General features: G+C 51.0%; 12 protein-coding genes. 8 read left to right on the top strand and 4 right to left on the bottom strand.

Features of this window, described 5'->3' with window-relative positions:
• Positions 1 to 31: 31 nt before the first annotated feature.
• The 4 genes from VIS94_11870 to VIS94_11855 all read left to right on the top strand — a co-directional run bounded on the left by VIS94_11870 (position 32) and on the right by VIS94_11855 (position 4,289).
• Positions 32 to 310 carry a Trp family transcriptional regulator gene (locus tag VIS94_11870; GenBank protein ID HEY9161771.1) on the top strand — a complete coding sequence of 93 codons (279 nt, stop codon included), beginning with the start codon at positions 32 to 34 and terminating at the stop codon, positions 308 to 310.
• 28 nt (positions 311 to 338) lie between these two features.
• Positions 339 to 1,724, top strand: coding sequence for a TrpB-like pyridoxal phosphate-dependent enzyme (locus VIS94_11865; GenBank protein ID HEY9161770.1), 1,386 nt, complete (start codon positions 339 to 341; stop codon positions 1,722 to 1,724).
• Positions 1,725 to 2,121: 397 nt separating this feature from the next.
• Complete coding sequence (locus VIS94_11860; protein HEY9161769.1) at positions 2,122 to 3,282, top strand: DUF3300 domain-containing protein; 1,161 nt, start codon at positions 2,122 to 2,124, stop codon at positions 3,280 to 3,282.
• A 14-nt stretch (positions 3,283 to 3,296) separates the two neighbouring features.
• Positions 3,297 to 4,289, top strand: a complete 993-nt coding sequence (locus VIS94_11855; GenBank protein HEY9161768.1) for a DUF2950 domain-containing protein — start codon at positions 3,297 to 3,299, stop codon at positions 4,287 to 4,289.
• Positions 4,290 to 4,387: 98 nt separating this feature from the next.
• On the opposite strand, the gene VIS94_11850 is transcribed toward VIS94_11855, so the two are convergent.
• Entirely contained in the window at positions 4,388 to 5,452 is a 1,065-nt protein-coding gene (locus tag VIS94_11850) for a patatin-like phospholipase family protein (protein ID HEY9161767.1), read from the bottom strand.
• A 105-nt stretch (positions 5,453 to 5,557) separates the two neighbouring features.
• Here VIS94_11850 and VIS94_11845 point away from each other — a divergent pair, with 105 nt between their 5' ends.
• The 3 genes from VIS94_11845 to VIS94_11835 all read left to right on the top strand — a co-directional run bounded on the left by VIS94_11845 (position 5,558) and on the right by VIS94_11835 (position 7,977).
• Complete coding sequence (locus VIS94_11845) at positions 5,558 to 6,091, top strand: hypothetical protein (protein ID HEY9161766.1); 534 nt, start codon at positions 5,558 to 5,560, stop codon at positions 6,089 to 6,091.
• Between the two features lie 131 nt (positions 6,092 to 6,222).
• A complete protein-coding gene (locus VIS94_11840) occupies positions 6,223 to 6,945 on the top strand; it encodes a hypothetical protein (GenBank protein HEY9161765.1) in 723 nt (240 codons plus the stop codon).
• A gap of 93 nt (positions 6,946 to 7,038) precedes the next feature.
• A complete protein-coding gene (locus VIS94_11835) occupies positions 7,039 to 7,977 on the top strand; it encodes a cation diffusion facilitator family transporter (protein HEY9161764.1) in 939 nt (312 codons plus the stop codon).
• A gap of 9 nt (positions 7,978 to 7,986) precedes the next feature.
• Here VIS94_11835 and VIS94_11830 read toward each other — a convergent pair whose 3' ends face one another.
• Positions 7,987 to 9,591: a ChbG/HpnK family deacetylase gene (locus tag VIS94_11830; protein ID HEY9161763.1), complete on the bottom strand. Its 1,605-nt coding sequence runs from the start codon at positions 9,589 to 9,591 to the stop codon at positions 7,987 to 7,989.
• Positions 9,592 to 9,818: 227 nt separating this feature from the next.
• On the opposite strand from VIS94_11830, the gene VIS94_11825 reads away from it, so the two are divergent.
• Positions 9,819 to 11,024, top strand: coding sequence for a hypothetical protein (locus tag VIS94_11825; protein ID HEY9161762.1), 1,206 nt, complete (start codon positions 9,819 to 9,821; stop codon positions 11,022 to 11,024).
• Positions 11,025 to 11,232: 208 nt separating this feature from the next.
• On the opposite strand, the gene VIS94_11820 is transcribed toward VIS94_11825, so the two are convergent.
• Positions 11,233 to 11,436 (bottom strand): hypothetical protein, encoded by a 204-nt coding sequence (locus VIS94_11820; protein HEY9161761.1) that lies wholly within the window; start codon positions 11,434 to 11,436, stop codon positions 11,233 to 11,235.
• Between the two features lie 312 nt (positions 11,437 to 11,748).
• Positions 11,749 to 14,511 carry an excinuclease ABC subunit UvrA gene (gene uvrA / locus VIS94_11815; GenBank protein HEY9161760.1) on the bottom strand — a complete coding sequence of 921 codons (2,763 nt, stop codon included), beginning with the start codon at positions 14,509 to 14,511 and terminating at the stop codon, positions 11,749 to 11,751.
• Positions 14,512 to 14,515 lie beyond the last annotated feature (4 nt).

The raw sequence follows: 14,515 nt of genomic DNA, 5'->3' as shown, positions 1-14,515 counted from the left end.
TTATGTGTTTCTATATACAGAAACAGTTGCCATGGATAATAAGAATATTAACGAGATGATGGAAACCCTGTTCAGTATCGGCGACAGGGACCTTGCAGAAAGATTCCTTTCGGAACTGATGACGCCGGCGGAAGTCGAGACAATTTCTTCAAGGTGGGAGCTTCTGAAAATGCTTTACTCTGGAGTCTCCCAGAGGGAGATTTCAAAGAGGCTCGGAATAAGTCTCTGCAAGATTACGAGAGGCTCCCGGGAACTCAAGAAGGAGTCATCCGCAATAAAAGAGGTGCTTGAACGCTCTGGCAAAATTTAATCAGAGTAAAAATATCTAGGAGGATACAATGATTAAGGTTCAGTTAAACGAAGATGAAATCCCAAGACAATGGTACAACCTGGCAGCAGACCTGCCCACACCCATGCTTCCACCGCTTGGCCCTGACGGAAACCCCGTTTCCCCTGATGCGCTGGCCCCGGTATTTGCCATGCCGCTTATCGAACAGGAAGTCAGCCAGCAGCGCTGGATAGACATACCCGAAGAAGTCCTCGAAATACTCTATCGCTGGCGTCCTTCGCCGCTTTATCGTGCGACGTTTCTTGAAAAGGCCCTTAAAACACCTGCAAGGATTTATTTTAAAAATGAAGGTGTTTCACCTGCAGGCAGCCACAAGCCGAACACCGCTGTTCCCCAGGCGTGGTACAACAAGCAGTCCGGGATCGAAAAGCTTACGACAGAAACCGGAGCAGGCCAGTGGGGAAGCGCCCTTTCTTTTGCATGTTCGCTCATAGGTCTTAAATGCAAGGTCTACATGGTGCGCATAAGCTTTGACCAGAAACCCTTCAGAAAGCTCATGATGCAGGTCTGGGGCGGCGATTGCATAGCGAGCCCGAGCACTCAGACCAAGGCGGGCCGTGATATACTTGCGAAAGACCCGAACACTCCCGGCTCTCTGGGCATAGCCATAAGCGAGGCGATTGAAGAGGCGGTTTCGGATCCTACCGGAAAGACCCGCTATACGCTGGGCAGCGTGCTGAATCACGTAATGCTCCACCAGACCATAATCGGGCTCGAGGCCAAGAAGCAGCTCGCCAAGATAAACGAGAACAAGGTTGACGTCGTCATCGGATGTGTCGGCGGCGGCAGCAATTTCGCAGGCATTTCCTTCCCGTTCGTGCTTGACAAGATAAACGGTGCGGACATCGACATCATACCGGTTGAACCCAGTTCATGCCCCACAATGACAAGGGCTCCATTCGCCTACGACCACGGCGATGTGGCAAAGATGACGCCGCTGCTCCCCATGCATTCCCTTGGCCATGAGTTCGTTTCACCGCCGATTCACGCAGGAGGGTTGAGATATCACGGCATGTCCCCTCTGGTAAGCCAGGCCGCTGTCGAAGGGCTCATAAGGCCTATCGCAATCGACCAGCTCCATTGCTACGAATCAGCGGTCATGTGGGCGCGCACCGAAGGCTTTATTCCGGCGCCGGAAACAAGCCATGCGATTGCTGCAGTCATCCAGGAAGCAGTGAAGGCTCGTGAAGAGGGCAAGGAAAAGGTCATCCTCTTCAACTGGAGCGGCCACGGGCTAATGGACCTCGTAGGATACGACAACTACATGAGCGGAAGATTGATGGATTATCCGCTGCCCGAAGAGGACATGGCGAAATCACTCAAGTCGCTTGAGGGACTGCCTCCCGCGCCCGAGAGGAAAACAGGCAAATGGTAAAAATTCCATTTCGCATTCAGGCCCTACCTTTGTTGGCTGCGTCGGAATGCTCCTCGACGTACGCTGAAAGTACGCCAGTGCCGCATCCACCTTGCCGCCTCGGTATAATCCTGAATGCAGAACGGAATAATAGACAAGGCGTACCTATAGAACTGCTTTGTTCTAACGCCTTGTATTCATAATCGAAGAAGAGTGCAGGGAAACACCCTGCACTCTTCTTATTCAGCAGTCTGATAACTTACCCTATCGAACCTCTGTCTTTTCATCACAAATGAGTTTATATTACTGTCAGAATTGATAATTAACTTATTCAAACACCCTTAAGAAACATGACGCCAAAGCAGATGAAACAGAAACGTGCACCTGCAACAGCATACAATAAAAGCGAGGTATTAATATGAAAACAAAAGGGTCATGGAAATTGAGGCTGACAGGTTTTATTATCATTTGTCTGGCCTTTGCCTCACCTGTATCGGCACAAGACACCCCAACAAAAAAATTCAAGCAGGAAGAGCTCGACCAGATGCTCGCCCCGATTGCACTCTATCCCGACAGCCTTCTGGCTCAGATATTCATGGCCTCAACCTATCCCATCGAGGTGGTGCAGGCGGACCGCTGGCTGCAAAACAACAAAAGCCTTAAAGGGGATAAACTTAAGGCAGCACTTGATAAGCAGACCTGGGACGAAAGCGTTAAATCGCTGGTCTCGTTCCCTGATGTGCTCGATATGATGAACGACAAGCTCGACTGGACCCAGAATCTGGGAGATGCATTCCTCGCACAACAGAAAGATGTAATGGACACGGTCCAGAAACTGCGCAAGAAGGCCTACCAGGCAGGTAACCTCAAAAGCAACCAGCAGCAGCAGGTTACGAACGACGGAAGCACCGTCATCATTCAATCAGCCAATCCCCAGGTCATATATGTCCCCGTATACGACCCGACCGTAATCTACGGGACATGGTGGTATCCGGCATACCCGCCGTACCCGGTATATACATATCCTCCGGGCGCTGCCCTGGTAACATTCACCGTGGGAGTAGCGGTCGGTGCGGCCTGGTACGGGTGGAGCCACGGCTGCAACTGGCATGGAGGAACGATTATCGTAACTCCTCCACCGCCGCCGCCACCCCCTCCGCATCATGGACCCGGGCCGACACCTCCGCCTCCACCGCATGGAAACGGAAACAATCATCCCGACGGCAACCATCCCCCAGATGCCGCAAAAAACATCAATGGCGGCGGCAAAGCTCCAAGCCAGTGGCAGCATAATCCCGATCACCGTCAGGGGGTTGCCTACGGCGATACTGCAACCCGTAAAAAATATTCCCCTTCAGATCCCGCAGGCGTAAACAGCCGGATGGACTACCGGGGTTACGGCAATTCAGGAAGCGGTGCGGGCAACAGCGTATTTTCAGGCATGGACAGAGGAAATGAGGCGCAGAGGGACAGCGACAGGGGCAATCAGAGCCTCAATTCTTCAAGGTTTGGCGGCGGAGATTTCTCCCGGTCTTCCGGCGAGCATTTGGGCGGCGGAGGTGGAAGAAACCGTTTGTAGAATTGGAGAAAAGCATGACGCTACACATTGAGATCAGGGAAATACCATGGGAGGACACAACCATGCGCTTATTGAAAATTAGATTTCAGCCGGCACGTTTTCTCGCAGGCTGTGCGATTATTCTGTTTACCGCAGCGGTTTTCAGCGGAACAGGCCTGGCTGCACAGACAAAACAGATGACTTTTCCAACACCTGCCGCCGCAGTGGATGCTCTGGTGAAGGCCATCGGCAATGGCAGCGAAAAAGAGATCTCCGATGTCCTGGGACCCGGCAGTAAAGGGCTTATCTCATCGGGAGATGCAGTAGAGGACAGAAAGGACAGGGATAAATTCATACTTCTCTTTGGAGAGAAGAACCTTCTGAGAATGCCGTCCAAATCAAAGTTCATTCTTTATATCGGCAAGAATGACTGGCCTTTCCCGATCCCCATAGTAAAAACCGGCGAGTCCTGGCATTTCGATGCAAAACAGGGCCGGGGAGAAATCCTCAGCCGCCGGATCGGAAAGAATGAGCTTGGCGCCATACAGACCTGCCTTGCGATAGCTGATGCCGAACGGGAATATGCATCTGTTGACCGTGACGGCAACGGACGGCTTGAATATGCACAGAAGCTTGTGAGCTCACAGGGGAAAAAGGACGGCCTGTACTGGAAGGCAAATCCCGGCGAGAATCCGAGTCCTCTCGGGCCTCTGGCGGCAAAAGCACAGGGAGAGGGCTATAAGAAGACAGACGAGGCATCACCTTACAACGGCTACTATTACCGGATCCTGACTTCCCAGGGAGCAAGCGCCAGTGGCGGGGCATACAGCTATATCGTAAACGGCCATATGATAGGCGGGTTCGCACTCGTTGCATACCCTGCTTCATACGGGAATTCCGGCGTGATGACGTTTATTGTAAACTTTGAAGGCATTGTTTATCAAAAAGACCTTGGCCCCGGCACAGCCGGGATTGCCGGGAAAATGAAGACCTTCAATCCGGACAGCACCTGGAAAAAAGCTCAATAGAAAAAGCGCAGACAAAGGGGAAGTCCACCTGAGGATTTCCCCTCGAATCCCAAAAAACCGGACACAAACAGACCCTCAGTCCTGCAGATATCCATGATTCATATCTGCGCCATTCTGTTAATCAAAGCCTTCAATTCCGGGAGCGCTTCAAGGGCGCAACGGCGGCCTTCTTCAATCGCCTCTTTTGTTCTGGTGAACTCCAGCGAGCCGATTGCGGCAACATCGGGATTTATAAGAATATCCGGCTTTTCATATTTAAGCATTAGCCTGTTTTTCTGGTACTGCTGTATGTTGGTGGATGCATTGAGCACGTCGAAGATGTTCATGAATTTTCCGCCCGATGAAAAGCTGTTTTCGACCATCGATGTGATATTGAAACTGAACTGATCCCTTAACTTTTCAATCAGGTCAATCTTCCCGTCTGCATCAGGATCAATCCTTTTACGAAGACTCCTGGTTATAGGCCTTACGTTATTAACAAGCCACTGCCCCGTCGGCATCTTTAAAAGCCATTCATAAAGCACATCTTCATAGCTGGTGTCCGTCTGCTCTTCCTCCGCCTTGACCAGGGCGGCATTCCGCTGGGTTGAACCGTATCTGCCGGTAAGGCTTGCATGAAGGTTTACCGCTATGGTGATATCAGGATTATATGACTTCAGCACATCAAGCGGCAGCGGATCGGAAACGCCGCCGTCGGTAAGGAGCCTGTCCCCGTAGGCAACAGGTCTGAATATCCCCGGCATCGAGGCGCTCGCCATGACAGCTTCAACAAGCAGTCCCTTGTTTAAAACAACAGTATCACCTGATAGGAGGTCCGTGGTCACTGCCGCATAAGTGACCGGCAGGTTCTCGATCAAAGCGTCTCCTAGTACACGGTCAAGGAATGCCCGCGCCCGTTTTCCGCCAAGCAGACTTGATACGGGAAAAACCGGGTCGACATAATAGCTCAGGGCATCCTGCCATTTCATATCCTTAAGGATATCCATGAAAACGCCTCTGGTCTTTGTAGCATAGATGGCGCCAGCAAAGGCGCCGGCACTTGAACCCGCAATTATGTCAACCTCGATGCCGTTTTCATGAAGGACATCGAGCACACCTATATGGGCGCCGCCTTTTGCACCCCCGCTGTCAAGGGCAATGCCGATTATTGGCCTTTTGTCCATATTGAAAATTTTAAGCCAATTGATGAAGTAAATCAATGAAGATAGCGTCTTGCGTTATTTGACCGCACTGTTAATATTGTCACATAATCGAAATAGAGGCCGGATATGAGAACTCCTTCTTCGACAATACCGGAAGGTCTTGAATTGATAAACGATGCGGACGGAATAACGATCCGCAAGGTATGGCGGACATGGCAGGTTGCTCCGCTGGCGATATTCGCCATCTTCTGGGACGGTTTCCTTTTATTCTGGTACTCGCAGGCGATCTCTCAGCCCAGTCCGGCGGAACCCATGATCCTCTTTTTCCCGCTGATCCATGTCGCAATGGGTGTCTGCATAACGTATTATGTTGTGGCTTCCCTTTTCAACAAAACCGATGTGGTTATTTCCATTTCAGGCATCAAGGTCAGCATATATCCTGTTCCCTGGTTCGGCAGCAAAGAGGTTAAAAGGGAGGAAATCACGGATATTATCGTCAGGGAGCGTTACGGCAACCGTAACCGCAGGTCATATGCTATCATGTATGTGGACTATACAAGAAAAGAGAAAAAACTTCTCGCGTCAATTCCCGAATCCGATCAGGCGGAATTCATAGCACAGACAATTAGGGACGCCACTGGAATCAGGATGCAGTCCTGAGATTATTTCAGACTGACGCAAGATCCTTGCAGATACAGGGGATCGGGTTTAATAGCACAGGTATGATGAAAAAGTGCATTCGCCTTTTAGAACTGCATGATATTGACTGCCTTCCAGCATCATTGCGGGATATGTTTACCGATTTCATATCCTATTTCGAATCTCTGAAACAGATATACGCGCCGGTGGCCGGCCTCATAGAACCGGTTGCAGCCATGAGCGAAAGCTTTAAAATAATCGACCTCTGCTCCGGTGGCGGTTCTCCGGCTGTTACTGTAATGAACGCCTCGAAACCTGAAATCGCAAGCAGGATGGAAATAACGCTTACTGATAAATATCCAAACTTGGCTGCATTCAAGAGCATATCGGATAAATCGGACGGTAAAATCAAATATATCGCCGAACCTGTGGATGCTTTGACTCCGCCTGAATATCTCAAGGGGTTCAGGACAATTTTCAGTGCGTTCCATCATTTCGACAAGGCCTCAGCAGCAGCGATCCTGGCGGATACCGTCGAGAAAAGACAGGGCATCGGCATATTCGAATACACGGACAGGTCCATGGTTAAATTCCTGATTCCATTCGGCATAGCCGTGCAGCTCTGGCTGCTCTTTAAATTCTCGTTCCTCAAACCGTTCGACTGGCGGCGTTTACTGTGGACATTCCTGATACCTGTACTTCCTGCAATGGTTTTCTGGGATGGTTTTGTAAGCTGCATGAGGACGTATTCGGTAAAGGAGCTTGAAGAGCTGATCATGCCTTTCAGTGACTGTGGCTATTCATGGAAAACCGGCCGCATGGAATCTTCGTTGCCGTTTTATATAACATACCTCATTGGATACCCTGAAGATTGAACCAGCGGATTTCCTACCTGTGGAGAATATATCCTCCCCAACATTCAATTGACAAAAGGTGGCCGGCCAGCCATATATTTCAAAGCGGATGCCATGTCTGAAAATAATAACAAAATGAGCCTTGAGGATAACACTTCCCGGCAGTTGAATGACCTCCGTCTTGTCGTATACTGGGGCTTCGGGACTCTTATCCCGCTTACGATTCTGTTCATGGTGGTAGGTTTCATTTCGGATTCGCTTACAATCTTCACGGTTGCACTGGACTACGGCCTGTCGCTCATTGTAAACACTTTCGCCTTTGTCGCTGTCCGCATCATGCTAAAAAAGAACATCTTCACTTTCCCTTACGGTGTAGGAAAACTTGAGAACTTTACCAGCCTTCTATACGGCACCCTCCTGATGCCGTCAGGATGCTTTCTTATATACTCGGCTATAAACCGCTTTATCAATCCCCCGGAGAACATCCTTTTCGGTTTGAGCCAGGTTCCCATGGTAATTTCTCTTGTACGCTCACTGTTATTATTGTTGTTAACTTCATGGATAATTCGCAGAAACCCTCAGCAGACATCGCTCATGGCCTCATTCAGGATCAATTACGAGATATCCGCAGTTATGGATGTGAGCGTGATGGCGGTGCTCGGGCTGGCGCTTTTCCTCATATGGATGGACATACGCCCGCTTGCCCTTATGATCGACCCAGCCGTGACAATACTGCTGGCTGTATACATGCTCGCAAACGGCGGCCGGCTCATCGTTAAAAATTTCAAGTCGCTCATTGACCTTCCACTGCCGGAGGATGACCAGATAAAAATCATGGGGGTTCTGGCACGCGAGTTTGACGCCTTTGAGAATATCGGATGTGTTTACACACGCCTTAGCGGTAATACCCGCTTTATCGAGATGGAGCTGTTTTTCAATCCCGGCATGACCCTGTCCGAAATAGCCGTGGTCGAGCAGCGCATCAGGGAAAGGCTGTCTGGGCATTTCCCCGACCTGTCATTCCGTTTGATGCCTGTTGTCACGGATATTTAATCCGGCATCCTATTTCAGTCTCTTCATTGTCCGCCCGAGGTCATTGAATCCAAGCATCACAAGTTTTCCTGAGGCGCACATGGATTGTATCTTTGCTTTCACTTCAGGATCGGTCAGAACCATATAATCGACCATGCGCCAGACCTGACCAACTGGTGCATCTGTTCCCGGATGGCAGAGAACTTCCGTAATCCCGTCCGGCAGATTCATAAGAGTCCTCAGCATGAACTGTTTGCGTTTTGCAAAGGCTTCCGCTGTAACCGACTTTATGCTTGTGTCGGACAGGCCGACAAATTTCTTCGGCACAAGCACCCTGTGGTTGATGAGCCTTTGCTCGTCATCCGTACCAAGAACCCAGCGCAGTGGCAGTCGGTATTCATCACCGAGTTCGGTATAAAGGTCCTTCATGGGGCCGGTGATGTGCCCCCAGCCTACATGGCAGTCAAGGTGCGACAGTTTAACTCCGCTCGCCAGCGCCTTATTTATCTGAGCTCTGCTCTCAGCCTTGATCTCGTCGCGGGAGGCAAAGAGAAAGTTGATATAGCTCTGTTTCAGGTAGCCGTTCTTATCAACCAGAGTGGGAATCTGCTCAGGCGGAAGCACAGGTCTGATCATAAAACCATCGGTCGAACTGAGTGTGAGATGGCAGCCGACATCGATGCCGGGACGCATTCTTATCCCCTCGATTGCTTCCGCGTACGGATCACCCTGAACGGGCTGTCCGTCAATACCCTCGGCCATGGTCACGGTAAAAAGCGAGATGCTAGTAATGGCCCCTGCGTCCCATGCGGAGAAAATTCCGCTGTTGGCGAATTCTCCCATGGCAAGATCGTCGCCGTTTATGATAAGACCTTTTCGCGCGCCCTTGTGATCGAGCAGCAGAGTTGCTGCATTTTCCACGGTGTACTCAACCTTTTCAAGCGACACGGAACCGGCCTGAGTCTCGTCTGAATCAAAGAATGCCTCCCCGCTCACAGTGTCTTTTTTTCGGGTGGCTGAAAAGGCTATAGTCCGTCTTTCATCACCGTATTCAATAAACGCTGCGACCTCGCCCCTGATGCTGAGCATTCTTCCTTTAACTTCATCACCAAGCCCATCGACGGACGTGATCACGCCCTGATTATCCACCGAAACTATGACCCGGAAAGTCCGGGACGCTTCTCTATCGGTGAAAATCCCCTGCCAGTCTCCAGTGCAGGAGGAAAGGTCGTTTACTTTATTTATCCGCCAGTCGCCGCAGCAATCGAAACTGATTGTCCCCTTTACAGGAGACGTTAAAAGAAGTTTCCCTTTAATGTCGGAGCCGCCCGCGCGGAAGATTAAAGACCCGTCTGAATCGATATAATATGTCCCCGAGCCGCCTCCGTTCATACTCCAGTCGGTTAGTTTCCCGCTGCCGTCTGTAATCAGGTAATTCCTTATTGCTGATGAATCAGAATCAAGGACCCAGGCGCCTGAGAGCGAAGCAGCCGTATAGCTTTCTTCGGCTGAGCTGTTATTCGAATTATTCTGGCTTCCGGCATCATCGGATGATTGGCTGCTGCATGCGGCAAGAAAAGCAAGGATCAGCACCATGATGGCCGATGCAATTACCCTGTTGATGATTCTTTTCATTTCTATGTTCCCCCTCACAAATACATTTAAAATTCTCACGGCTGTTTTCGTGCGAACTGTCGGGAAATACATAGCATACTAATTCATAAAATCTCAACCCTGACATCGCATGCATAAATAGAATCATGTGGACATTTCGATTAGCAGAATGTATTTCCAGGCAATTAAAGACATCCATCAAAATCAAACATCGAAGATAGTTCAATAAAATCTTTGGGGAGGGTTTCGTGAAAGTCATCTTAAGAAATTTTGTGATTCTGATATGCGGTCTGTGCACGGCCTGGACCATCGGATGCGGTGAAAACAGCCCGGAGAAATTAGGAGGAAAGGGCAACCAGGACGGTCAGGCGGTAGTCCAGGCGGCGGACGGCGGATTTGTTGTAGCGGGCTCATATGAGCAGTCCGACCTTTCAACCGATCTGTATATTCTAAAAGTCGATACCGCAGGAAAAATCGTCTGGACAAAGATGTACGGCGAGGCAGGCTGCTACGACTATCCACGCTCGATCGCCTTGACTTCTGACGGCGGTTACATCATCGCAGGCGAGACCGAAAGCTACGGCCCTGTCGGTGCAGATGGCAGCATCTGCAATTTCTGGATAGTCAAGCTTGACGCATCCGGCAACATCGTCTGGAACAAGGCATACGGCGACCCACAGCGCAGCGGCGCCATGCAGGCGGTCGAAACCGCAGACGGCGGGTATGCGGTATGCGGCTACACGCATGATTTCAGCGGCATGGGCATTAAGGTTTACCTGCTTGATTCTGCTGGCGGTATAATCTGGGAAAAGACTTTCAGCGATCAGGATGCACTCGTCGGATATTCGATTAAGCAGACAACCGATGGCGGTTTCATCATGGCCGGAACATCGAACCCTTCAACAGGCACGGATGGCGACCCGGATTATGTCATCATAAAAACGGACCCCTCGGGCAATGTGGAGTGGTCGAAAAGGTATGGAGACGCCAGACATGAGTTCGCCAGGTCCGTCATCCAGGCTTCCGACGGCGGCTATGTAGTCGCGGGACACAAACAGGAGAGCTTTTTTCAGGATGGCAATACCGACGCCTGGATAATGAAGCTAAACTCACTCGGAGAAATCGAATGGTCAAAAATCATTGGTGCGGCGACAGGTTTCGATACAGCATATTCGATTGTTGAAACATCCGGCGGCTATGTCTTTGCAGGCGAGACGCAATCCTTTGGAAAAGGCAGGCTGAATTCATCCGACGCATGGGTCGTGAAACTGGACCCGGATGGGAATATGCTCTGGAACAGGACATACGGCGGCTCATCCTATGATACCGCATATACGATAGCCGGAAAAAATGACGGCGGCTTCGTATTCACAGGAGTTACGGTGAACGGAATCTACAAGGATGACATCTACCTCGTCAGGCTCGACTCTTCCGGAAACAGGCAGGTTCCTTGAGAATTCGACAACGAGAGCAGATTCTGCTTTGGCCAGGACGTCTTTGCCAGGGAGACTGGGAACGACGTCAATCCAGATACAACAGCAGTCAGTTATCATACTTGTAAACCACTTCGGGGACGTTGATGACAATATGATTTTAAAAAACATTTTACTCATAATTTCATCAGCGTCCCCCCTACTGTCCCTACTGTCAACTCCTTGAAAATCAGGAATTAAAGAACCTTATAAGTTCATCCCAATTCTTCTGCTTACCGTTTCCTTTGTGTGTGCGCCCAGGGCACCATTCAATCGTAGCTTTTCCTATGCGTAAGTCCCCCAGATGTTTGTCATTGTTGTCATATACATCTAGTTCGATTCCATTATTGCCAAGATCCATATTAACTTGGAGATCCTTAATACTGACTTTCATTTAATTACCTCCTCCAATTTATTGTTATCCCTTGTTGTTTATGCGCTATAGCACATTATGCTAAATCATCAATTAAGCTATAATATACATACATTTATGATCATCAGCAAGCCTCAAGCATGGTTTCCATACATCATTTTCACATGCTACGGCTTGGGAGTAAACGATTGGTTAATTGTTTACAGGACGTCAGAACACAGCAGACCTAGGAGCGACGAAGCAGAAATGCGAGGCATACTTGACGTATGTCGCAGCGTTTTCGCGAGGAGCGACAACGGTATGCAAAGTTATGGCGGCCTGTATATTTATTACTTAGTAACCGCGTTCGAGATAATGCTTTAGAAACCGCCCGGTATGCGAGTTCTTTATCTTTACTATCTCTTCCGGCGTGCCTGCGCCGATTATTCTGCCCCCGTTCTGGCCGCCTTCGGGGCCCAGATCGATGATATAGTCGGCCGACTTGATTACATCCATGTTGTGCTCGATCACGATCACGGTATTGCCTTCGCCGGTCAGTCGGTGGAGCACCTTGAGGAGTTTGTTGATGTCGTCGAAGTGCAGACCTGTGGTGGGTTCGTCCAGTATATAGACCGTGCTTCCGGTAGAGCGTTTGGAGAGTTCGCGTGAGAGTTTGGTGCGTTGGGCCTCGCCGCCTGAGAGCGTTGTCGCGCTCTGGCCGAGCCTTATGTAGTCCATACCGACGTCCATAAGTGTCTGGAGCTTGCGTTTGACTTTGGGGATGGCGTCGAAAAACAGGTATGCCTCGTGCACGGTCATATTGAGTACATCGCTGATGTTTTTGCCTTTGTATTTTATCGAAAGTGTCTCGTCGTTGAAGCGTTTGCCGCCGCACTGGTCGCATACGACATAGACATCGGGAAGGAAGTGCATTTCTATCTTGATTAGACCTTCCCCGTGGCAGGCCTCGCACCTGCCGCCCTTGACGTTGAAGCTGAATCGGCCGGCCTGGTAGCCACGCATACGCGCTTCCGGCAGGAGCGTAAAGAGTTCACGTATGAAGGTGAAGAGACCGGTATATGTTGCCGGGTTGGAACGCGGTGTCCTGCCGATAGGTGCCTGGTCGATGTTTATGACCTTATCTATCAGCTCAGCACCCGTTATGTTTTTGACCTTGAACCGGCTCAGTTTCGAGCGGGAGAGCGAGGCCTCAAGGTACGGGCATAGCGTGTCTATTATAAGGCTTGATTTGCCCGAGCCCGAGACGCCTGTGATGCAGGTGAAGACGCCAAGCGGGATATCGACGTTTACGTTATTGAGGTTGTTAGTGGAAGCCCCGTTTATCTTGAGGAAACCCTTGGAGGGCTTTCTGCGCTCGTCCGGGACATGGATGGTGAGCTTGCCGGTGATATATTTGCCGGTAAGGGAATCGGGGCATTCCTTCAGGTCAGAGGGCGCGCCTTCGCAGACTATATACCCGCCGAGTTCACCTGCGCCGGGCCCGAGGTCGATAACGTGATCGGCTTCAAGTATGGTTTCCTCGTCGTGCTCGACAACGATTACCGTGTTGCCGAGATCGCGCAGGTGTTTGAGCGTGTTGATGAGCCTTTCGTTGTCCCGCTGGTGAAGGCCGATTGACGGTTCGTCGAGTATGTACATGACGCCGGTGAGAGCCGAGCCTATCTGCGTGGCGAGCCTTATGCGCTGGGCCTCGCCTGACGAGAGCGTGCCTGCCTGGCGCTCGAGGCTCAGGTAGCCGATTCCCACCGAGGTAAGGAAGCCCAGCCTTGCGCGTATTTCCTTAATCAGCCGGGCCGCAATGTGCGCGTCCTTATCGGAAAGCATGAGGTTGTCGAAGAAGACTATCAGCTCATCCACGCTCATGAGCGAGATCTCGTGGATGTTCCTGCCGCTCACAAGCACGCTCATGGATTCCTTCCTCAGGCGCGAGCCGCCGCATGCCGGGCAAGTCCTGTATGAGAGGTAGCGGTGGATATGCTCCTGAATCTCGCCGGTCTCGGTGTCTTTCATGCGCCTCAGGATATTCGGGATGACGCCTTCATGGCGGTGGTTGCCGTTAAGCATCATGTCCTGCTCGGTTTTTGTGAGCATGTTAAAAGGCGTCCTCGGGTCTATCCCGGCGTCGCGTGCGAGCCTTTTAAGCGCCCTCGTGTACCATTTTCCGGGCGGCACGCCCCAGGGTTCTATTGCACCTTCCAGTATGGAGAGAGAGGGGTTTGGCACCACGAGTTCGGGGTCGACCTCGAGCATGGCGCCCAGGCCCATGCACTCAGGACATGCGCCGTGCGGGTTGTTGAAGCTGAACATGCGCGGGCTTATCTCCGGGTAGCTTACGTTGCACACAGGACAGCTGAAGTTGCCTGATAAAAGCGTCTCGCCTTTGTCCTTTTCTTCGGCCAGGAGGATACCGCCGGAGAGCTTGAGCGCGGTCTCGATGGACTCGGTCAGACGCTGTCTGACGTCCTCTTTTATGACAAGCCTGTCAATGACGACATCGATTGTATGCTTTTTGTTCTTGTCGAGTTTGGGCGTCTCTTCGATGTCATAGGTGACACCGTCTATGCGTACGCGGGTGAAGCCGTCCTTTGCCAGGTTATCGATCTGCTTTGCGTACTCACCCTTGCGGCCGGTGACGACAGGCGCGTAAAGGATCATGCGGGCGCCGTCCTTCTGCATGATGGCATCCGCCATCTGGCCCACGGTCATGGACGCGATCGGCCGGCCGCATATCCAGCAATGGGGCGAGCCGATACGGGCGAAGAGGAGCCTCAGGTAATCGTGTATCTCGGTTACGGTCCCGACTGTCGAGCGCGGGTTGTTGGAAGTGTTTTTCTGCTCGATTGCAATTGCAGGAGAAAGGCCGTCGATGGATTCCACGTTAGGCTTTGGCATCTGCTCGAGGAACTGCCTTGCATAGGCGCTCAATGATTCGACATAGCGGCGCTGGCCCTCGGCATAAAGAGTGTCGAATGCGAGCGAGCTTTTACCAGAGCCGGATACGCCCGTGATTACAACAAGCCTGTTCCTGGGAATGTTGAGGTCAAAGCCTTTAAGGTTATGCTCGGCCGCACCCCTGATTTCTATGAAGTCTTTCATAATA

The organism is Desulfomonilia bacterium, from assembly GCA_036567785.1.
In the GTDB taxonomy this organism is placed as follows: domain Bacteria; phylum Desulfobacterota; class Desulfomonilia; order UBA1062; family UBA1062; genus DATCTV01.
Note: the sequence above shows the minus strand (reverse complement) of the source record. Positions and strands in the feature narration are given on the sequence as shown.